The sequence below is a fragment of the Croceicoccus sp. genome (assembly GCF_983967925.1).
Window position 1 is genome coordinate 1 of record NZ_CFETID010000028.1, and the last position, 21031, is coordinate 21031.

The 21031-nt window shown below is 61.6% G+C and carries 14 protein-coding genes, 1 pseudogene and 2 riboswitches; of the genes and pseudogenes, 12 read left to right on the plus strand and 3 right to left on the minus strand.

The window, feature by feature from the left end:
- Positions 1–88 precede the first annotated feature (88 nt).
- Complete coding sequence (locus AC4FIJ_RS13720) at positions 89–3058, minus strand: Tn3 family transposase (protein WP_490337274.1); 2970 nt, start codon at positions 3056–3058, stop codon at positions 89–91.
- A 138-nt stretch (positions 3059–3196) separates the two neighbouring features.
- Here AC4FIJ_RS13720 and AC4FIJ_RS13725 point away from each other — a divergent pair, with 138 nt between their 5' ends.
- The 5 genes and pseudogenes from AC4FIJ_RS13725 to AC4FIJ_RS13745 all read left to right on the plus strand — a co-directional run bounded on the left by AC4FIJ_RS13725 (position 3197) and on the right by AC4FIJ_RS13745 (position 7924).
- Positions 3197–3829 carry a recombinase family protein gene (locus AC4FIJ_RS13725; protein ID WP_490337275.1) on the plus strand — a complete coding sequence of 211 codons (633 nt, stop codon included), beginning with the start codon at positions 3197–3199 and terminating at the stop codon, positions 3827–3829.
- Positions 3830–4445: 616 nt separating this feature from the next.
- Positions 4446–4610: pseudogene (locus AC4FIJ_RS13730) on the plus strand (IS6 family transposase); the annotation flags it as partial.
- A gap of 207 nt (positions 4611–4817) precedes the next feature.
- Positions 4818–5936 (plus strand): tetratricopeptide repeat protein, encoded by a 1119-nt coding sequence (locus tag AC4FIJ_RS13735; protein WP_490337276.1) that lies wholly within the window; start codon positions 4818–4820, stop codon positions 5934–5936.
- On the plus strand, positions 5909–6139 hold the full coding sequence (locus AC4FIJ_RS13740; protein WP_490337277.1) for a hypothetical protein: 231 nt from the start codon (positions 5909–5911) through the stop codon (positions 6137–6139). The genes AC4FIJ_RS13735 and AC4FIJ_RS13740 overlap by 28 nt, the downstream gene beginning before the upstream one ends.
- A 12-nt stretch (positions 6140–6151) precedes the next feature.
- Positions 6152–7924, plus strand: a complete 1773-nt coding sequence (locus AC4FIJ_RS13745; protein ID WP_490337278.1) for a transferrin-binding protein-like solute binding protein — start codon at positions 6152–6154, stop codon at positions 7922–7924.
- 393 nt (positions 7925–8317) lie between these two features.
- Here the strand turns inward: AC4FIJ_RS13745 and AC4FIJ_RS13750 are convergent, their stop codons facing one another.
- Positions 8318–8545 (minus strand): hypothetical protein, encoded by a 228-nt coding sequence (locus AC4FIJ_RS13750; protein WP_490337279.1) that lies wholly within the window; start codon positions 8543–8545, stop codon positions 8318–8320.
- Positions 8542–9681 (minus strand): sensor histidine kinase, encoded by a 1140-nt coding sequence (locus AC4FIJ_RS13755; RefSeq protein WP_490337280.1) that lies wholly within the window; start codon positions 9679–9681, stop codon positions 8542–8544. Before AC4FIJ_RS13755 ends, AC4FIJ_RS13750 begins: the two co-directional genes overlap by 4 nt.
- Positions 9682–10109: 428 nt before the next feature.
- Positions 10110–10343: riboswitch (cobalamin riboswitch) on the plus strand.
- A gap of 173 nt (positions 10344–10516) precedes the next feature.
- Here AC4FIJ_RS13755 and AC4FIJ_RS13760 point away from each other — a divergent pair.
- The 7 genes from AC4FIJ_RS13760 (at position 10517) to cobI (ending at position 21030) form a co-directional block, all read left to right on the plus strand.
- On the plus strand, positions 10517–12553 hold the full coding sequence (locus tag AC4FIJ_RS13760; protein ID WP_490337281.1) for a TonB-dependent receptor: 2037 nt from the start codon (positions 10517–10519) through the stop codon (positions 12551–12553).
- A gap of 81 nt (positions 12554–12634) precedes the next feature.
- On the plus strand, positions 12635–13681 hold the full coding sequence (locus AC4FIJ_RS13765; protein ID WP_083455652.1) for a HoxN/HupN/NixA family nickel/cobalt transporter: 1047 nt from the start codon (positions 12635–12637) through the stop codon (positions 13679–13681).
- A gap of 86 nt (positions 13682–13767) precedes the next feature.
- A riboswitch (cobalamin riboswitch) is annotated at positions 13768–13995 on the plus strand.
- A gap of 182 nt (positions 13996–14177) precedes the next feature.
- Positions 14178–15230 carry a cobalamin biosynthesis protein CobW gene (cobW, locus tag AC4FIJ_RS13770; protein ID WP_011444005.1) on the plus strand — a complete coding sequence of 351 codons (1053 nt, stop codon included), beginning with the start codon at positions 14178–14180 and terminating at the stop codon, positions 15228–15230.
- Between the two features lie 10 nt (positions 15231–15240).
- Positions 15241–18525 carry a cobaltochelatase subunit CobN gene (gene cobN / locus AC4FIJ_RS13775; protein ID WP_490337282.1) on the plus strand — a complete coding sequence of 1095 codons (3285 nt, stop codon included), beginning with the start codon at positions 15241–15243 and terminating at the stop codon, positions 18523–18525.
- Positions 18522–19667 carry a ferredoxin-like domain-containing protein gene (locus AC4FIJ_RS13780; protein ID WP_011444003.1) on the plus strand — a complete coding sequence of 382 codons (1146 nt, stop codon included), beginning with the start codon at positions 18522–18524 and terminating at the stop codon, positions 19665–19667. Before cobN ends, AC4FIJ_RS13780 begins: the two co-directional genes overlap by 4 nt.
- Positions 19667–20296 carry a precorrin-8X methylmutase gene (locus AC4FIJ_RS13785; protein ID WP_011444002.1) on the plus strand — a complete coding sequence of 210 codons (630 nt, stop codon included), beginning with the start codon at positions 19667–19669 and terminating at the stop codon, positions 20294–20296. The genes AC4FIJ_RS13780 and AC4FIJ_RS13785 overlap by 1 nt, the downstream gene beginning before the upstream one ends.
- On the plus strand, positions 20293–21030 hold the full coding sequence (gene cobI / locus AC4FIJ_RS13790; RefSeq protein WP_053556447.1) for a precorrin-2 C(20)-methyltransferase: 738 nt from the start codon (positions 20293–20295) through the stop codon (positions 21028–21030). The genes AC4FIJ_RS13785 and cobI overlap by 4 nt, the downstream gene beginning before the upstream one ends.
- Position 21031: the final 1 nt, after the last annotated feature.

Here is a 21031-nt window from a genome sequence, read left to right on the forward strand (position 1 = left end):
CAATGTTCAGAAATGATAAATAGCGAACTTATTGCCTTGAGTAGCGTTTGGGCATGGGGGCATCGCAGAATCTGGTCGTAAACGTACGCTAAGCGCCTGACCGGCTGTTTTGCGTGCGCAGTGGGCGATATCCATCCTCGGGCAATTCCATGTCGCTCCAGAGATAATCGCCGGTAAGACTGATGTGCTCCCAGCCCAGTGGCGCGGCATGGCTCAATAGCTCATCCTCAATGACACGGCCTTGCTGGCGCAGATAATCGGCCGCCCGCCCGAGATAAACGGTATTCCAGAGGATTATCGCGGCCGACACGAGGTTGAGGCCCGACGCCCGGTGGCGCTGGTTCTCAAATGTCCGATCCCGCAGCTCGCCAAGCCGGTTGAAAAATACAGCGCGGGCCAAAGCGTTGCGGGCCTCGCCCTTGTTGAGATTGGCGTTGGTGCGGCGACGTAGGTCAATGTCATCGAGCCAATCCAGCATGAACAACGATCTTTCAACCCGACCAATCTCCCGCAGCGCCCGCGACAGCGAGTTCTGACGCGAATAGCCCGCCAGCTTCTTGAGCATGACGGAGGCGCTGACTGTGCCAGTGCGGATCGATGCAGCGAGGTGCAGCACCTCTGCCCAGTCATCCTCGATGGCTTTCACGTTGACGGCACCCCCGATCAATTGATCGAGGGCGGCAAATTCGGTGCCCTGGGCAAGCGTGTAGAGCCGCCTCTCGCTGAGATCGCGAATGCGCGGAGCAAACCGGAAACCAAGCAAATGGCACAAGGCGAACACATGATCGACCGCGCCGGCAGTGTCGGTGGCATGCTCCTGGATCTCCAGTTGGCTCTCATGATTGAGCAGCCCGTCGATCACATGGGCGGCCTCGCCGGCGTTGGCGGCGATGACTTTGTTGTAGAACGGGGCGTAGCGATCCGACACGTGCGTGTAGAAAAGCACGCCGGACTCCGAGCCGTATTTGGCATTATAATCCGCGCGGCCCTCACCTTTGGCGCCCGCTCGATAAAACTGCCCATCGGACGATGATCCCGTTCCCGGCCCCCAAATTGCCGAATGGGGTAACGCGTGATGATGATCGACGATGGCTGCCAGGGCTGCGGAATAGGTCTCGTCACGGATGTGCCATTGTGCGGTCCATATCAGGCGTGCGTGGGTCAACCCTTGAGAGCTTTCCGCCATGCGGCCCAGTCCCAGATTGGTGGCATCGGCCAAAATGGCGGCCATCAGCGCTTGCCCATCGTGGGACGGTGCCCCGTTTCGTACGTGCGTGAAACAATCGGCAAACCCTGTCCATACGCCCACTTCGGCCAGCAAATCGGTGATGCGTATGCGGGGAAGCAGGCCGTATAGCTGTGCCTTTAGGTTCTCGGCCTCATCAGGGACCGCGTTACGGAGCGGAGAAATCTTGAGACCGCCGTCGTCAAGGATCACATCAGGCAATTCGCCCTTCAGTGCCTTCGAGTTGACCTCTGCCATCCGGGCAGCGAGCCTCTCGCGCCGATCGTCGAGCCAGGCAGGGAACGAGGTGTCGATGGCGACGGGAACTCTTTGCTCGAGCAGCATGGTTTCGAAAGTGGGCTTGGGCAACAGATAGTCGGCCAGAGTTCGATAGGCCCTGCTGCCTTCAACCCAGATCGCGCCCGACCCCAGTCGTTCCCGCAAATGCACAATGACCGCGATCTCGTATGCACGGCGGTCCACCTTCCCATCATCGAGGACAAGCTTGCGCCAGCGCACTCGCAGAAAACCAAGCGGCACCACGGGCGGGAGAATGCGCCGGTTCGATCGATACAATTCGATGAGGGCCGCCACCGCCGCCAGAACGGGATCGTTCGACTTTGCCGCCTTGAAAGTGAATGCCGCTAAAAACTGCGGGGCAAATCGCCGCACCATGGGATACCGTTCCAGCACATCCGTCAGTCCATGCTCGCTTCCACGGGTAAGAAGCTCGGTTTCCTCAACGCTTCGCTCGATATTCGGCCAGCCAATTTCCCGTTCGATCGCGTCCCTGGGATCCTCCTGCTTCCAGCGCCCTTCGATCAGCAGCCGCCCGAGCGCCGCGTAAATTTTGCCGATTTCCTTCAGGCGACCCGCTTCTTCGACCAGTCGTGCAGAACGGGACCGTTCCGCGCGGCGGAATAGCGATCCAACCATCTTTTCCATCATGAATACGGCGGCGTCGGTCAACGTCACTTCCATTTCAATGACGAACGCGCAGAGCGTGGCAGTACGTCGTACCTCGTCCAGCCTGGAGAGGTGCTGCGCGCTCATGATCGCCGCCTCGCGAGACATGACGGCGTAGCGATTGGCGTGAATGGTGCGCGCGCGGGCCGGGTCGATGACCAACCCGCGCACGACGCTCAGTCTTTCGATTACAGCGGCGAGATTGCTGGCGCTGGGTGCTTCTGGATATTCACGCAGCCATGCCAGCGTGGTCCGACCGAGGGCAGGGTCTGTTGCCAGCAGTCGTACCAGATTGTGGCTTTGTTCGGCGGACAGCTCGCTGACGATTCCGGCATACGCAGATTTTCGCGCACGTGCGCGCGCAACCAACGCGATACGTTCGAACGTGTCACTGGCGGGCAATGTCACATTGTTGTCCCGAAGGGCTTGGACCATCGCTGCGACAATTGCCCCACCCCGATCGGTTGAAGTCGCCACTTCAACTGCGATGTCGAAAAGGGCACGCCGATCCGCAGTCATGAAAGGGCGCATGCCCAGCCAAGCTTCGGCTTGGGCGCGGTGTTCCCGCAGCGTCGGCAGCCGATCAGCGTAGAGGGCAAAATCGCTGACGGCGCATGCAAGCTGTTCGGCGAGCAACACCAACATCGGCATCGGCGGAATTTCATCGGCACGCAGGGGGCGGCCTGGCGCGCGCAGGTAGCAAAGCTGGACGGCAAAACCGATCCGGTTGGCAGGGCGACGTCTGCGGAAAATTTCTGCGAGTTCGTTGCTGCCGAGTGTGTAGAGCCGCTCGACGATGTCGGGTTCCGTCGGCGGATCGAACAGGGCGTCTCGCTGACCGGGGGTGAGGATCGTTTTGCCCGCCATATGCGCTTCCCGATTTCGAGGTGTCACTTATTCATATTGAACACCGTTTATCGATCATAGACAGCATGACGGATTATGTGACATCCTCGGCTATGGCAGCAGGCAGTCGGCTGCTGCGCTCCATAAACGGACGTATATGTGACAACTCAGATTGGTTACGCGCGGGTGTCCAAGGCGGACGGCAGCCAGGTCCATGACCTCCAGCGCGACGCCCTGATCGCGGCCGGCGTCGATCCCGAACATATCTATGAGGATGCCGCGTCGGGTCGGCTCGACAAGCGACCGGGGTTGGACGCGTGCTTGAAGGCGCTGCGCCGCGACGACACGCTCGTGATCTGGAAGCTCGACCGGCTCGGCCGCGATCTGCGCCACCTCGTCAACACGGTTGGCGACCTGACCAAGCGCGGTATTGGGCTCAAGGTGCTGGCGGGTGAAGGTGCGTCGATCGACACCACCACCGCCAATGGCCGGCTGATCTTCGCGATCTTCGCCGGCCTCGCCGAGTTCGAGCGCGAACTCATCGTCGAACGCACCAAGGCGGGGTTAGCCGCCGCGCGGGCACGGGGTAGAAAAGGCGGCCGGCCATTCAAGATGACCTTGGCAAAGCTACGCCTTGCTCAGGCCGCTATGGGCAAGCCCGAAACCGTGGTCGCCGATCTTTGCGCGGAAATGGGCGTGACACGCCAGACTCTCTACCGCTTCGTGGATCCGACCGGAGCATTGCGTCCAGACGGCCAGCGCCTTTTCGATCGTGGACGACAGCTCCGTTAAGCAGCTGTCGCCCCCTTGCGGACATTCGCGACACGGGGCGGATTCCCTGAAACCCGCCGTTCCCTCGCCCCCGGTTTATGACGGTGCCGGGCCGTTAAGCGAATGTCCGGATCGGAGCGAGCTCGCGGAGATAGCTGACGCTCGTGCGAAGTCGGCAGCCGACCAATCCAAGTCGTTGCTCAACCGACATGTGAATGGCCGCTCGTGCCGAAACTCGCCATTCCCTTTTTAGCCAAGCTGTCTGGCAGCAGTGCGCCGAACTACGCTGTTCATAGGGCAAGCCTTAATTGCTGACGCGCGCTGCCCGTTCTGGCAGCCCAATAGCGTTCGACAAACGACCGTTTCTAGATACACAAGCAAGTGCTACAGAGCGTCGGCGGTGGGCATAACTGGAGCTGCGAAACCCCTTCGGCCGGTCTTGGCGCCTTTGATCGGGAAAGCGCCGCGTGCCCTGATGGTGGCGGTGCCAATGAAGATCGAGCAATCGAACTTGATCGTAAGGGTAATGTCCTGAGTACCCATCGGGGCGTTCGCCACAAGGGCGCAGTTGCCGTTTAGATGGCATTGTCGGGGCAAATGTACCACTTGGTAAGGTGGGCCGAGGCAGGGCAGTGAGATGCCCCGTCCTCGCAAGCCAGCCAGCCCGTTCCGCTGTTTAAACTCTTCGCCGGAGGTAGTCCCCCTCGTGGTGATGATGTATGTGCGGTTTCCGCTGTCGCTGCAGAATGTCGAGGATTTGCTGTTCGAACGCGGGATCGACAGCAGTCATGAGAACGTACGGCATTCTGGCAATTTGATGCTGAGGCGTTCTACCGAGCCTGGCCATCGGAATTAGGAAACTTTTGCGTGGCTCTGCCAGAGCTGCAAGTAAATCGGTACAATGTTAGAAACTCACGCCAAAGATATTGTGCTGTCGCCGCACGCTGCTTAAACACAGCATGTGGAACTATATTTATACTTGGCTAGCTTGTCAGCCACAGGCTTGGCCATGAACGCGTCGGCGAAGGCTAGCGACCTGCACCGCAGGGAAGTCATTCCCGAATCATCAACTAGTACTCCGATCACTTCCGTTCAGGTGACGCCCACCCAACTGTTCGGTGTTGCTGACAACGCGCGCGATGCGGGCGATTTCGCCACGGCCGAAATTGCTTATCGGGCGTTGGCCACCAATCCTGATATAGAATTGCGGACCGAGGCGCGCTTTCGTCTGGCGATGATGCTCGCCGATAGGATGGCCCGCCCGCGTGACGCTGCTGTCGAACTGCGCCGCATCCTCGATGAAAAGCCCAATGCGCCTCGCGTTCGTCTCGAACTTGCGCGCATGAACACGGTGCTTGGCCGCTTCGGGGCAGCAGAACGAGAGTTCCGGGCAGTGCAGGCCGGTGGCCAGCTTCCGCCGGACGTCGAACGCGCTGTCCGTTTCTACGCTTCGGCTTTGGCAGCGGCTAAGCCGTTGGGAGGAAGCCTTGAAGTTGCAATTGCGCCAGACAGCAATGTCAACCGCGCCACACGGTCTGACACGCTCGGCACCGTCTTGGGCGATTTCACGTTGAGCGATGATGCGCGGGCAAAGTCGGGGCTTGGTGTTGCCACACGAGTCCAAGCCTATGCGCGTCTGCCCTTGGGCGTCAAGGCGCGCTTGCTGGCGCGTGTTTCGGGCAGCGGTGATTTCTACCGCGCTCATGAATTTGACGATTATGCTCTGGCTTTTCAGGTCGGGCCGGAACTTGTTTCCGGGGCTGACAGGCTAACGCTGTCGGCGGGGCCATCATGGCGCTGGTACGGGCAGGAACCGCTTTCGCGCGGCTGGGGCGGATCGGCCGTCTTCCAGCACCCACTCGGCAAACGCACCCAGATCAGGAATGAGGGCGCATTCTCCCGGCTGAAAAACCTGCGCAACAATCTTCAAGATTCGACCGTTTACGCCGGGACCGTTGCCGTTGACCGAGCATTCAGTGCCAGCTTTGGTGGCGGACTGCAAATCCGCGTAAGCCGGACGGCGGCGAGAGATCCGGGCTGGTCCGATTGGACACGCGGCACGTCAGGTTTTTTTTCAAGGAATGGGGCCGGACCACGCTGGTGCTCGACGGCAGCTATTCGCGCTTGACCGCTGACGCGCGGCTGTTCCTCTATCCGGCGAAGCGCGTCGATGACCGTTTCAGCATCGGCCTTGGAGCAACCTTCCGCGCCATCCAATGGAAGGGTCTGGCGCCCTACGCGCGCGTTCGCGCTGAACGCAACCGCTCCGCCGTGGGCATCTACGATTTCAGTCGCCGCGCCGCCGAATTCGGCGTGACTTCAGCATTTTGACAGGGAAAATCAGTGCAGACCAATCAAAACGCCATAAAGGCAACGACATCCGCCATGACTCTGGCGTTCATGCTCTCGGCATGCGGCGGCGGCGTTAACAGCACGCCGGTCCCTGCGCCCACTCCCACTCCCGCGCCAACGCCAACGCCAACGCCAACGCCAACGCCAACCAATGTGTCTCTTGAACCTCTGACAGCAACTCAGTCATTCACAAACATTGCAGCAACGCAAACCGCGCAATTCGATTTGAGCAGCTCGAATACCAACTCCGGCAGTTCGGCCAGCGCACCGCTGTCGATCACTTATGATGCGACGGGGGGCACCTATACCATAAGCACGGGCGGACGCAGCCAAACCTTTAGCCCATCGGACATCACTTCTAGCGAGCAAGGACAAGCTGTATTCTCGAAAACTGAGACCGCCGGTCGTGATTTCCTGACTCTTTGGGCACCTAGCTTTGGCGGGACCGGGCCTCGCTATGTGGGCCGGGGCCTGTGGCAGCGCAACAGAGTCAGCGGAAACGTCCAGGATACCACACTGGACATGTTCACCTACGGAATTGAGACCGCATCTCCCGCCATTCCCCGTGTGGGAACGGCAGCATTCCTTACCGACGTATTTGGTGTCACGACCAAACCTGGGACTCAGCCGCGTTCATTCTCTGGCACCGGCAATTTCAACGTAGATTTTCTCACTGGTGCCTTCAATTCCGTCACGCCGGTCACCGAAAGGGAGCTGGTATCTGGCGCAGGTGCTTCGGGCGGCGGTATTAATGTGGTCCTCGCTGGAAGACTTTCGGCGGGTGATGGCACATTTTCCGGTTTTGCAGCTTACGGCGGATCAAATAGCCGGTCTCAGGGTTCAGTCGATGGTCGTTTTTACGGCCCGACAGCAAATGAGGTGGGAGCGACATTCACTACAGCAGGTGTGGACGGGAGCTCGGCGACCGGGGGCCTAATTGGTACAAAGTCAAATGGCCCAATTTCTGCAAATCTGGCGCTGACGAATTTTGTGGTAGACGAACTTTTTTACACGTCGAACCATTGGGTTGAACTGGTCAACAGTGGTCAGAATTCCCAAATCGGATCAGGCAATGGACAGCTGACAATCCGGACTGACGGTTCAATCTCCTTTTCTGGCCCTCGCTCAGACATGGCTAATGGGTCGATCGCGGCATCCGACAAGATTGCGCCTAGTGCGCCCTATTTCGTCACCTACCGCAAGTCCGTAGACGGCTTCACAGTTACCGCAGACTTTTACAAACCAAGTAGTTCTAGCAGCGAATTGGTTTTCACATACACGAGCTTCGCTCATTTTAACGAACTTCTTGAAATACTTAATGCGGCCAATCGTTACAATATCTACACGGTCTATGGTATTCCAACCGATACAGGAATCGTTTATGCGCGAAAAGGAACCGCAAGCTATTCTGGCGTTGCTTACGGCACAGGCATAGATGCTGCCGGAAATGCGGTTTACAAGGTCACCGGAACGTCCCGTTTCGACGCGAACTTTTCCGCCGCATCATTGAGTGGCGCACTGAACATTCAAGGCCAATCTGGTTCGAACACACAGAATTTCGGCACTCTCAACTTCGCCACTACTATCATAAACGGCTATCCGGTGACAGCAGATCTAACAAAAAACGGGACCAACTGGGGGACGATTTCAGCTCGCTTCTTTGGCCCCGTTGCACAGGAAATCGGTGCTACGTTTGGCTTCACCGTGCCGTCAGGACAACCGGGCGCCGGAATCGAGGTTACGGGCGCTGCTCTCGCCAAATAAAGGGGCATTCAAAGCACCTTTCCGAATATCCGCGAGTTCGGGCTGCGTGCGATAGCCAAGGCGATGTTGCTCAGTCCGCCAAATTTCGCTCATTGATGTAAATTATTGAAAAATGGATGCTACCTCAGGATTCCATGCCTCAAATTTGAAGAAAAGAAAGTGCAGAGAAAACAGGGGCAGCATCGGCCGTCCTTTGCCCTTGCATTTTGAGAACATGACCTGTCCTGCGGTGACAACGATAATCCGCTGGCCCGAAAACTGAGCTTCGGCTTTGGCCTTTTGCCCAGCCAGAACCTGCCATTCAACAAACCGGCCCAATAGCAGCCGCAATTCATGTCCAGCGCGGAGACGGCAGAGTGGCGGGTTTTAACATTGAACCGGCCGCTGAACTCGTCAGGCGGGAATGGCCGTTAAGTCCCACGATTCGGCGTTCCGCTTCCGGCAGCAGGCGACCAAACTTACGCCGTTCAGGGCTTCGGTGGGAAGGTCTGTTTGTGCCGGAACCTGCCAATTGCGATCATCTTGAGCCTTCGTCGCGCTCACGAACTTCGGGACCGAGGCAATCGGCGTGTTTTTTCCGAACAGGGCGACAACATGGTCCGGAAACACACTGCCAGTCATGTGCGATCCGCTGGGCTTTTGGACAATGGCGGCTGATGCCGGATCGTGACCGAGAAGCCAGGAGAGGCATCTCCCATCACGACTACGGCGTTCAGGCTGCTGGCGAGCGCGGCAACGATGTTCGTGCCGAGGCCGCCGCCAGCTTTGGGCATCCCGGCATCTTGTCGGCCCACACCATTATCGGTCACGGCCAGCGTCCACAACCCATCTACGATATGGTAGCAGACAGTGATCTGGTTGTGGCTGTCGGCATTCGGAAATGCGTATTTGATCGCATTGATAACCAGTTCGGTGACGACAAGGCCTATACTCACGGCGTCCGACGATGGGATCATGCAGTCGTCCGATGAGACCTTAATCTCGACTGGCTGGTCGGCGCTGATCATTGATGAACCCAACCCTGCACACAGTTTCATAAGGTAATTGCCGACTTCGATCTGATCGACGCCGTCGGTCATGTCGAGATAGCGCTGCACTGCAGCGACCGACATGACCCGCTGATGCGCGTCCCGCAGGTGAAAGCTGGTCTCATCCGAATTCACTGATCGTGCCTTGAGTAGCAGGATGCTCGCGATGATTTGCAGGCTGTTGGCGACGCGGTGCTTCATCTCCTGCAGCAGCACGTCGTTCTGGCGCCGTAATTCTTCCGAGCGCGCGAGGAGTGCATCCTTGTCGCGCTCGGCAGCGCGCCGTTCCGTCACATCACGAAACGCCAGCAGGATCGCCATCGTATCGCTCTCTTCATATAGTACCTTGCGCGCATTGAGCAGCATTACTCGTCTGCCGATTTCGGGAAAATCATGCTCGACCTCAAAGCCATCCATCTCCACGCGTTCGGGCAGGATAGTTTCGAGCAGCAGCCGCAGCGCGGGAATGTCCCACTGCCCGTGGCCCAGCGCATAAAGCATCCTTCCTTGGGTTTCAGAAGGCTCGACTTTGAACACCTCATAGAACGAGCGGCTGGCTTCGAGAACGCGCAGATCGACATCTAGCACTAGGAACGGCTCGGGGATGGTGTTGACGATCGCCTGCGCGAGCAGATTCGCTTCGTCCAGCGTCCGCACCGGGAGCGTGATCTGCATCAGGAGTTTCTCCGGACCGGCGATCGGGTTGTCATCGTTGCTCGCCTCGCGCATCAGGCGCGGGCACGATCATCCCACAGTCACAGGACGCCTGGATTTGTGGTCAGGTGATCCACTCCAATACCACGTCGAAAGGACATAGCCTAATCGAGGCTGTTATCCGTGTTGGGGTGCGCGGTCCCGTCGATGATACAGATGGATCTTTAGAACGACAGCCTTGTTGGCGACTCTCGCCGTCCTGCCGTCCGCGCTTGAGGCTTCAGTTGTCGACCACTTCCGGTCGTACAGGAGTCCGATGGCCAACGATAGGTTCAGTGAAAACCCGCCATTCAAATCGAGTGCGCGCGGTTGGTGCGCTCTGGCCGTGCCAATGGCAATGGTGGCGCGGGATGCAGTAATCGTTGATTCAATCCCTGCTCCAAGCGTTATTGGCTTTTCCGATCACTTCAGTTAGGTGAGGTATCGACGGGCAGACTAGTCCGCCTTTCATTGATCGCGCCGGTGCCCCCGAAAGGGGCTTAATCGGGAATGCGGTGCGGAAGCTTGCTTCCAAATCCGCGGCTGTCTCTGCAACTGTAAGCGGATAGCGCGATGTACATCGCTCCTCTTGGAAGGGGCAGCCACTGGGCCGGACGCTAAATCATGCGAGGTCTGGGAAGGCGTGCATCAAGCTGTGACCCGTGAGCCAGGAGACCTGCCGGCGTCTGGTCGCTCTTGCCTTGGTCCAGAGGATGGCTGCGGCACGGTGAACTCCGTCTGAGCGACGAACGAGCGGCTGGGGCCGCATCGGAGACGTGCGTCGGCCGCCCATGGCGTCCGGCCGCCGCGCGTGTCGCCCGTTCGCGCGGGTTTGCCCCGGCCACGTCGCAAGACGCCGGGGGACTATTTAGTGATCAAGACCATTACTACCAGCAGCGCCCTTGCGCTGATCTGTATCGGAAAACCGGCATTTGCCGAAACCTCTGAAAAGGCATCGCAAACAAGCGCGGATGCAGTCGTGGCGGGTAACGACATTGTGGTTTTCGGTCGCGGTGAGGCCATGATCGGCACTGCCAAATCAGCGAGCGAAGGAAGCGTCGGAGGGGCCGATCTCCTCGTGCGGCCTCTTCTCCGCGTGGCCGAACTGCTGGAAGCGGTGCCCGGGCTGGTTGCAGCCCAGCATTCTGGGAGCGGCAAAGCCAACCAGTATTTCCTGCGCGGTTTCAACCTCGACCATGGGTCTGACTTCAGTACCTATATCGATGATGTGCAGATGAACTTTCGTACCCACGGACATGGTCATGGCTATCTCGACCTCAACGGCCTCATTCCGGAGATCGTGGGCCGGGAGGATTTTCGTAAAGGGCCCTACCGCGCCGATGGCGGTGATTTCGCTCTGGCGGGAGCAGCCTATATGACGACCATCAAGGGTTATGACCGGCCATGGGCATCGGCCGAGACTGGTTCATATGGTTGGCGCCGCGTCGCTGCGGGTGGAACATTGCACGACCTGGGCGGCGGAGACCTCACGCTTGTCGCCCAGGCCAAGGCCTATGACGGACCGTGGCAGGAACCTGAACGTCTGCGCCATTACTCGGGGTTCGCGAAATATAGCATGCCGACCGGTGCGGGCACATTGGAGGCATCTCTCCATGCCTACCGGGCGACATGGCACCCAACCGAGCAAATCCCCGAGCGCATTATCGGCACGGCGTTGTGTGCGGATGTGTTCTGCTCTCCAGATCCTTCCGCGCGGGGTGAGACGACGCGCCTGGTGGCTAACATCGCGGTCAAGCAACCGACATGGCGCGCCAATGTCTATGCCCAGTTTTACGACTGGTCGATGTTCTCGAACCCCACTTACACCGATCCGGATGGCACAAGCGCGCAGATCAAGCAGTTCGACCGGCGTTGGGTCCTCGGGCTGTCCGCACAAAAACATTGGGAAATCGCTGACAGTCTGGCTGTGAGCCTTGGCACCGAAAACAGATACGACGCCGTCGGGAATGTTGGTGTCGATCGAACGGCTGCCCGCGCATTTCTTGAATCTCTCGGGCACTATCGGGTCGGGGAATTGTCTTCCGCGCTCTACGGCGAAGTCGCTTGGAAACCCTTGGCGGGACTGCGTGTGACAGGTGGTCTTCGCGGGGACTATTATCACTATTCCGTGCGTGCACGAGATTCTGTTGCGGCGTCGCTGGGCGAAGGCAGTGGCTCAGCGTCGATTCTCTCTCCCAAGGCGTCAATCGCCTATCAGGTTACGCCGCATCTTGAACTCTACGCCAACTGGGGCCGTGGATTCCATTCCAACGATGTTCGGGGTGCGGTCAACAGGGACACGCCTGTTCCCGTTCTGGTTCGCGGCATCGGCAAGGAACTGGGAGGACGCATTCAATTCTCCGGGGTCACGTTAACCGCGACTTACTGGTGGCTGCATGTCGGCAGCGAACTTCGTTTCATTGGCGATTCCAATGCTGTTGAACCGTCGGGTGCCAGTGGGCGTCATGGCTATGAAATCGTCGCCTTCTGGCGGCCGTTCCCTTGGCTTGCGCTTGATGGAAACTATACCGCCAGCCATGCGCGCTTCGACAATGGCGATCACATCCCCAATGCATTTGAGAACGCGGCTTCAGCCGGTGCCGCCATCATTCTTGATCCCTGGGAAGCCAGCATTCGGGTGCGCCACCTTGGACCTTCTCCGCTTGTCGAGGACAACAGTGTCCGGGATCGAGGCAGCACCGTCATGAATGCCCGGGCCGCGTGGAAGGGCAAGAAGGTCGAGATATTTAGAGAAGTGCTGAACATCTTCGACAGCCGGGACAAGGACATCGCCTATTATTACGAGTCCTACATCCCCGCCTTCGATGCAGGTGCTCCGGTGGAAGGCCGGTTGAGCCGCGTGGTCGAGCCTCGAACTGTGAGGATTGGCGCAAAGGTCAATTTCTAGCGAAATCCCTTGATGGGCGGCGCTGCAGCACGTCTGCGGCGCCATCCTTCGTTTGTATATTCCTCAATCGCCGAGCCAATCATGCACCTCACGAAGTCACTGCCATCCCTGTCTCTGCGCCGACGAATTGGTGCCTTGTTTGCCGGATTGATCGCCGCCAACATTGGGGTCTGGGTCTGGGCATTCAGCCTGTTTCATGCACAGCCGTTAATGCTCGGCACCGCTGTGCTTGCCTGGGGGCTGGGCCTGCGTCACGCGGTTGATGCCGATCATATTGCGGCGATTGACAATGTGACCCGCAAGCTGATGCAGGACGGGCAGCGCCCGGTTTCGGTCGGATTCTGGTTCGCGATCGGGCATTCCGGAATCATTGCCATAGCATCGATCATCATTGCGGTGACGGCCAGCGCGCTGTCGCAGTTCGGCGCCTTCAAGGAAATCGGTGGCGTGATTGCAACCGTGATTTCCGCGCTTTTCCTGTTCACGATCGCCGGCATGAACCTGGTCATCCTGCGCTCTGTCTGGCGGACTTTTGCCCATGTTCGTGCAGGCGGCAGCTATGCCGAGGACGATCTTGATCTGCTATTGGGTGGGCGCGGTCTGCTTTCCAGACTGTTCAGGCCGATGTTCCGCCTCGTGAACAAAAGCTGGCATATGGCCCCGCTGGGGTTTCTGTTCGGGCTTGGGTTCGATACAGCAACCGAAGTTGCCATTCTGGGCATGTCGGCCAGCCAGGCCGCCGATGGCCTGTCGATCGGGACAATCCTGGTCCTGCCCGCCCTGTTCGCGGTCGGTATGGCCCTCATCGATACGGCGGACGGCGTGGTGATGCTGGGCGCTTATGAATGGGCCTTCGTGAAGCCGATCCGCAAGCTCTACTACAACATCACCATCACCCTGATCTCGGCCATCGTGGCGATTGTCATTGGTGGAATCGAAACGCTGGCCCTGATTGGCGACAAGCTGGCCCTTACGGGTGCGCCATGGCGGATCGCCATTGAACTGGGTGAAAATTTCAATGGTCTGGGCTTCGCCATCATCGGTCTTTTCGTGTTCTGCTGGCTGGCGAGTTACGCGATCTATCGATGGAAGCGGTTCGATGAAATCGAGGTTTCGGTCGGTGCCTGACCGTCCACGTTGCGTGAAGCAACATCATCAATTGGCTTGGCTGGCATTTTCGTCTAGAGCGCGCGGTGAAGGATCGGGGTAACCCGCCCTTCAATGATCGCGCCGGTGCCCCGCAAGGGGCTTAATCGGGAATGCGGTGCGGGAGCGTGCTCCCAAATCCGTGGCTGTCCCTGCAACTGTAAGCGGATAGCGCGATGCACATGCTCCTGAATTCAGGAGCAGCCACTGGGCAGCGCGCAAGCGCCAAGTCTGGGAAGGCGTGCATCAAGCTGTGACCCGCGAGCCAGGAGACCTGCCGGCGCACCGGTCGCTCTTGCCTGATCCAGGGGATGGTCACGGCACGGTAACTCTCCGTCTGAGCGACGAAGCTGTGTGGCTGGGGCTGCACGGGTTGCGTGGTTACGGGTGCTTTGTCGCGCCCGCCCGTCGTCGCGCGCCGACCGGACTTGTCCGGCAAGCCCCGCCGTGTCTCGCTCTGGCGCGCGGGGAAGTTACTATGCCAGACCTGTCCAAGGCGTCCCTGTCCAAGGTGCCGGTCACCATCATCACGGGCTTTCTGGGCGCGGGGAAAACCACGCTCATCAGCCACCTGATCCACAATGCCGGTGGCCGCAGGCTGGCCGTGGTGGTCAACGAATTCGGTTCGCTGGGTGTGGATGGCGAGATTCTGCAGTCCTGCGCCATTCCTGATTGCCCGGCGGAAAACATCGTAGAGCTGGCCAATGGCTGCATCTGCTGCACCGTGGCGGACGATTTCATCCCGACGGTGGAAAAGCTGCTGGCGCTTGATCCGCGCCCCGATCACATCCTGATCGAGACATCGGGTCTGGCGTTGCCAAAGCCGCTGCTCAAGGCGTTCGACTGGCCTGCGATCCGCAGCCGGATCACCGTGGACGGCGTGCTGGCGCTGGCCGATGCCGAAGCGGTCGCGGCAGGCCGGTTCGCGCCCGATGTGGCAGCGCTTGACGCCCAGCGCGCCGCCGATCCGAGCATCGATCACGAGACGCCGCTGTCGGAAGTGTTCGAGGATCAGCTGGCCTGCGCCGACATGATCCTGCTGACCAAGGTCGATCTGGCCGGACCCCAAGGCGTAGCCGCCGCGCGCGCGATCATCGCGGCAGAGCTTAGTCGCCCGGTTCCGGTGATAGAACTGACCGAAGGCGTGGTCGATCCGCGTGTGATCCTGGGGCTTGATGCCGCAGCCGAGGACGACATCGCCGCGCGCCCATCGCACCATGATGGTGAGGATGATCACGAACACGACGACTTTGACAGCACCGTTATCGAATGGGGCGAGATCGCCGATCCGGCGGCGCTGGTCGCGCGGATCGAGACGCTGGCCCGCGATCACCATATCCTGCGCGTAAAGGGCTATGCCGCCGTTGCGGGAAAGCCGATGCGGCTGCTGGTGCAGGCGGTGGGCGCGCGGGTGCGGCACCAGTACGATCGCCCGTGGCGCCCTGACGAGCCGCGCCGCACCACGCTGGTCGCCATTGCCGAGCACGATCACGTCGACGCCGATGCCATTCGCGCGGTGCTGCTGGCGTAAGGCGCGGGCCATGCACGTCATTTTCCGCGAAACGCACGGGATGGAGGAAACCGCCGTCCCGCAGGATCTGGGGCAAGAGCCCGCGGATCTTGTGGTCCTGTCCTTTTCGGACAGCGATCTGGGGGCGTTCGCGGCGGCATGGCATCAGGCCCGTGCAGACGATGCGACATTTCCTTCGCTGCGGCTCGCCAATCTGGCGGCGCTGATGCATCCGCTGTCGGTCGACACGTATGCCGAGCGGACGCTGTCGGGCGCAAAGGCGATCCTGATCCGGCTGATCGGCGGCACGCCCTATTGGAGCTACGGGCTGCAACAGGTCGAGGCGCTGGCCCGGTCGCGCGGGATCGTGCTGGCCGTGCTGCCCGGCGACGGCTTTGAGGATGCGCGGCTGGATGCGGCCTCGACCGTGCCGGTGACCGCGTTGCGCGAACTTGCGCAGTGGTGCGATGCTGGCGGTGCAAGGGCGGCGCAGGCGGCGCTTGCCGCGCTGTCGCAGCTGGCGGGGCTGATTGATGCCCCCGCCCGGACATTCGATCCGCTGCTGATGGCGGGAGGCTGGCATCCCGGCCGGGGCGTGATCGATCTTGAAGCCTTTGCGCGCGATCCCGCAAGGCCGCTGGTCCTGATCGTGTTCTATCGTTCTTACCTGACCGCCCACGATCTGGACCCGTTTGCCGCCCTGCATACCGCGTTCGAGCAGCGCGGTTTCGATGCATTGTCGATCTTCGTCCCCTCGCTGAAAGCCCCGCAGGTGCGCGAACAGGTGGACCGCTGGGTGCGCGGGCTTGGCCCGGCAGCGATCATCAACGCTACCGCTTTTTCCGCGCGGGGCGATGACGGCGCCACCCCGCTTGATGGCGCGGGCGTTCCCGTGTTTCAGCTGGCGCTGGCCACGTCCGGGCGCGCGGGATGGGCAGCGGCTTCGCGCGGGCTTTCCCCGGCAGACCTTGCCATGCACGTGGTCTTGCCCGAAATTGACGGGCGGGTGTTTGCAGGCGTCGCCAGCTTCAAGGAGGCGGGGACGCGCGATCCCGCGCTTGGCTTTGCCCGCACCATCCATCGCGCCGATGCAGGCCGGGTTGGGGCGATCACCGCGCGGGTGGCGGGCTGGATCGCACTTGCCCAAACGCCGGTTGCAGAACGGCGGGTTGCGCTGGTCCTGTCTACTTATCCCGGCAAGACATACCAGATGGCCCACGCCGTGGGGCTGGATGCGCTGGCTTCTGCCGAGGCGATCCTGGCCGATCTGGCCGAGGCGGGATATGCCACTGACGCGCAGGCCGGACTGGCAGCGCTCCTTCAATGCACACATCAGCACTGGCCGATGGCAGAGTACCGCAAGGCTTTGGCAGCACTGCCCGATACCCTGCGCGCTGAACTTTTCGCCGCATGGGGCGAGCCGGAAGCCGATGCTGCCGCCGCCGATGGCGCGTTCCGTTTTGCCGCGCTGCCCATCGGCAACGCGCTGGTAGCCTTGCAGCCCGAACGCGGCGAACGCGCCCATCGCGACGGCGACTATCACGACCTGTCCCGCTGCCCGCGCCATGGCTATGTGGCGTTCTACCTGTGGCTGCGCCAGCGAAGCGTGGACGCGCTGGTGCATATCGGCGCACATGGCACACTGGAATGGCTGCCGGGCAAATCAGTCGCGCTGTCCGATGCTTGCTGGCCCGAGGCGCTGACCGGCGCGATGCCGGTGATCTATCCGTTCATCGTCAACGATCCCGGCGAAGCGGCGCAGGCCAAGCGCCGGATCAGCGCGGTTACGATCGGGCACGTTCCCCCGCCACTGGTGCAAACGCAAAGCGGTGCGGGGCTGGCCCGGATCGAGGCGCTGCTGGATGAATTCTCCAACGCTGGCGGGCTGGACCCGGCCCGCCGCGACCGTCTGCAAGTGAACATCCGCGACGAAGCGCGCGTGCTGGGACTTGAGGCGGAACTGGGCCTTGATGACGCGGCCACGCTGGTCGAGGCGATCACCCGGATCGACCGCTTCGTTTGCGATGTAAAGGACAGCCAGTTCGGTGACGGGCTGCATGTGTTCGGGCGGGGAGATCAGGGCGCAGCCGAGCGGGCCGGATTGCTGGCGGCACTCGACGGACGCCGCGTTCCGCCCGGTCCCTCCGGCTCCCCCTTTCGCGGGCGCAGCGATGTGCTGCCAACCGGGCGAAACCTTTATGCGATAGACCCGCGCGCCGTGCCTTCACGCGCGGCCCATGCCCAAGGGGTGACACTGGCAGAGGAGCTGATCCGGCGGCATCTGCAGGATCACGGCGATTATCCGCGCGGGCTGGTGGTCGATCTGTGGGGATCGGCCACGATGCGCACGGCGGGCGAGGAATTCGCCATGGCGCTGCACCTGCTGGGCGCAAAGCCGCTGTGGGACACCGCGTCCGAACGGGTAACAGGCATCGAAATCCTGCCGCTGGCGCTGCTGGACCGGCCGCGTATCGATGTGACGTTGCGGATTTCCGGCCTGTTCCGCGATGCCTTTCCTGCGCTGCCGATACTGTTTGGCCAAGCGGTGCGCGCGCTGTGTTTGCGCGATGAACCGGCGGACTGGAACCCGTTTGCAGGGCAGGCTGCGGCACCGCGCGTCTATGGCCCGGCCCCCGGCAGCTATGGACTGGGTCTTGGCGATGCAGCCGAGGTCTATACTGAAGCGGCCCGGCGCGCTGCTGGTGAGGCATGGCTGGCGGCATCGGACCATGCGTTTGACGCAGCCTCCGATGCGATCGGAACCTTTGCCGATCCTGACGGCCTGCGCCAGCGTGTTGAAGGAGCGGACGCCTTTGTCCATCTTCAAGACTTGCCCGAAACCGATCTGCTGCTGGCCGCCGATTATGCCGCGCACGAGGCGGGCTTTGCCGCTGCCAAGGCGCTGATCGGTGGTTCGGCGGCGCTCTACCACCTCGACAATCGCGATCCGGGGCGCACCGTTGCGCGCACCCTGACCGAAGAGATCGCCCGCGTGGTCCGCGCCCGCGCGGCGCACCCAGGCTGGGTGGCGGGCATGATGCGGCACGGCTTTCGCGGGGGGGCAGAACTGGCCGCGACGCTGGACCATATGGGTGCCTTTGCGCACCTTTCAGGCAGCGTACCGCCGCATCTGTTCGACCTTTATCACGACGCGACACTGGGCCAGACCGATGTTCGCGCATTTCTTGAACGCGAGAATCCGGCTGCGCTGGCGGCGATGGAAGCCCGCTTTGCCGCGCTCCATGCCGCCGGGCTGTGGCAGACCCGGCGCAATTCCATCCTCGCCAGCCTGCCAAGGCTTGAGGACAGGGCATGAGCAGTTTTGCGGTGAAGGGCTGGTGCCCCGATGCCTGGCACCCGATGATGGCGGGCGACGGGCTGCTGGTGCGGGTAAAGCCTCGGCTTGGCCGCCTGACGCGGGCGCAAGTGCTGGGCCTGTGCGATGCCGCCGTGGTGCACGGCAATGGCCTGATCGACATGACCGCCCGCGCCAATCTCCAGCTTCGCGGGGTGCCTGAAACTGGCTGGCAGGCGCTGCTCGACCGGTTGCTGGTGCTGGATCTGGTGGACCCTGACCCTGTCATCGAACAGCGGCGCAACATTCTGGTCGCGCCGGATTGGCGGGTCGGTGATGACAGCCATCGCATTGCGGGCGCGTTGCTGACCCGGCTGGATGAGTTGCCCGATCTGCTCGGTAAAGTGGGCTTTGCCATCGATGCCGGTCAGACCTGCATTCTGGGTGGCGAGGCGGGCGATTTCCGCATTGAGCGCGGCGGCGATGGCGGTCTGATCCTGCGCGCCGATGGCCGCGCCACCGGTATGGCGGTTGCTGCTGGCAGGGAAGTGGACGCGCTGATCGCGCTCGCCCACTGGTTTGCGGCCAGCGGCGGCGCGAAAGCGGGGCGCATGGCGCGACACCGGCTGGTCCTGCCCGAATGGGCCTGTGGCGACATTCTGCCCGCGCCGTCGGCTGCTTGCATCGTGCCGGGCCTTCATGATCTGGGCCTCCGTGATGGGAGTTGGGCCTATGGCTTGCCGTTTGGCCGGATAGAGGCGCGGATACTGGCCGGGATGGTGGAAGCATCGCCCGCCGCAGCGGTGCGGATCACGCCGTGGCGTGTGCTGCTGGTGGAAGGCGCGCCTGCCGTTTGCGCCGGTGGGCTGATCGATAATCCTGCCGACCCGCTGCTGCATGTCGATGCTTGCCCCGGCGCGCCCTGCTGCCCGCAGGCCTCGGTTGAAACCCGCGATCTTGCCCGCCGCCTTGCACCGCATGTCGCCGGGCGGCTGCATGTTTCGGGCTGTGCCAAGGGCTGCGCCCGCCAGCGCGCCGCCGATGTCACGCTGACCGGCCGCGATGGCCTGTTCGATCTTTCCCTGAACGCACCCGCCGGTGCGTTGCCAGTTCGCTCTGCGCTCAGCCCAGCCGAGCTTCTCGCCCATTTCGGAGCCGCTTGATGCCCCATATCTATGAAACCGATGGCGCGGCCATCTATCGCCAGTCTTTCGCCATGATCCGCGCCGAAGCCGATCTGGCGCCCTTTTTCGCTGATGAGGAACCGGTGGCGGTGCGCATGATCCACGCCGCCGGGATGGTGGACCTTGCCGCGCATATCCGCTTCTCACCCGGCTTTGCCAGTGCGGCGCGGGCGGCGCTGGCCGCTGGCGCGCCGGTGCTGTGCGATGCGCGGATGGTGTCCGAAGGGATCACCCGTGCGCGGCTGCCTGCTGATAATCAGATCATCTGCACCCTGAATGCGCCGCAAGTGCCCGACATGGCGCGGGCAATGGGTAACACCCGCTCTGCCGCCGCACTGGAACTGTGGCGGCCGCATCTGGCAGGCGCGGTGGTGGCCATCGGCAACGCGCCAACCGCGCTGTTCCATCTGCTGAATATGCTGGAAGATCCCGATTGCCCGCGCCCTGCGGCGGTCATCGGCTGTCCGGTGGGCTTTGTCGGCGCGGCCGAATCCAAGGCCGCGTTATGGGCCGCGCCGCCGGTGCCGTGCTGCATCGTTGAAGGGCGGCTGGGCGGCAGCGCGATCACGGTTGCTGCGATCAACGCTTTGGCGAGCGGCACCGAATGAGCGCGGCCCTTTCCTGCGGGACGATCCACGGCGTGGGTTTGGGTCCGGGTGCGCCCGATCTGTTGAGCGTTCGCACTGACCGGCTGGTGCGTGGCGCCCGCCACGTGGCCTATTTCCGCAAGGCCGGGCGACCAGGACAGGCGCGGCGGATTGTCGAAGGAATGCTGCGCCCCGACGTGATCGAAATCCCGATGGAATATCCGGTGACGACCGAGATTCCGTTATCCGACCCGCGCTACAACGACTGTCTTTCCGCTTTCTATGCCGAATGCACGCAGCGATTGGTCATGCTGGCGCAGGCAGGCGAAGACGTGGTCGTGCTGTGTGAGGGCGATCCGTTTTTCTACGGTTCATTCATGCATTTGCACACCCGGCTGGCGGGCACGGTTCCGGTGGCAGTGGTTCCGGGTATCACCGGCATGGCCGGGGCGTGGAACGCAACCGGCATCCCGATCACCTGGGGCGACGATGTGCTGACCATCGCGATGGCGACCCTGCCCGAGGATGAACTGGTGCGACGCATCCGCGATACAGATGCGCTGGTGGTGATGAAGATCGGGCGCAACCTGCCCAAACTGCGCCGCGCGGTGGCCGCTGCCGGGCGCGAGGATGCGGCATGGCTGGTCGAACATGCCGCCATGCCAGGTCAGCGGGTCACGCGGCTGATCGAGGCCGAAACGGTCACGCCCTATTTCTCGATCCTGCTGATTCACGGCCAGGGGCGCCGGCCATGAG

What these genes read in the sequence shown, in the direction of transcription:
- cobW (WP_011444005.1), top strand. Translation starts at nt 14,178, where the DNA reads ATGCCAGACCTGTCCAAGGCGTCCCTGTCCAAGGTGCCGGTCACCATC.
- AC4FIJ_RS13755 (WP_490337280.1), bottom strand. Translation starts at nt 9,681, where the DNA reads ATGCGCGAGGCGAGCAACGATGACAACCCGATCGCCGGTCCGGAGAAA.
- AC4FIJ_RS13720 (WP_490337274.1), bottom strand. Translation starts at nt 3,058, where the DNA reads ATGGCGGGCAAAACGATCCTCACCCCCGGTCAGCGAGACGCCCTGTTC.
- AC4FIJ_RS13765 (WP_083455652.1), top strand. Translation starts at nt 12,635, where the DNA reads ATGCACCTCACGAAGTCACTGCCATCCCTGTCTCTGCGCCGACGAATT.
- AC4FIJ_RS13735 (WP_490337276.1), top strand. Translation starts at nt 4,818, where the DNA reads ATGAACGCGTCGGCGAAGGCTAGCGACCTGCACCGCAGGGAAGTCATT.
- AC4FIJ_RS13780 (WP_011444003.1), top strand. Translation starts at nt 18,522, where the DNA reads ATGAGCAGTTTTGCGGTGAAGGGCTGGTGCCCCGATGCCTGGCACCCG.
- cobI (WP_053556447.1), top strand. Translation starts at nt 20,293, where the DNA reads ATGAGCGCGGCCCTTTCCTGCGGGACGATCCACGGCGTGGGTTTGGGT.
- AC4FIJ_RS13785 (WP_011444002.1), top strand. Translation starts at nt 19,667, where the DNA reads ATGCCCCATATCTATGAAACCGATGGCGCGGCCATCTATCGCCAGTCT.
- AC4FIJ_RS13750 (WP_490337279.1), bottom strand. Translation starts at nt 8,545, where the DNA reads ATGACTGGCAGTGTGTTTCCGGACCATGTTGTCGCCCTGTTCGGAAAA.
- cobN (WP_490337282.1), top strand. Translation starts at nt 15,241, where the DNA reads ATGCACGTCATTTTCCGCGAAACGCACGGGATGGAGGAAACCGCCGTC.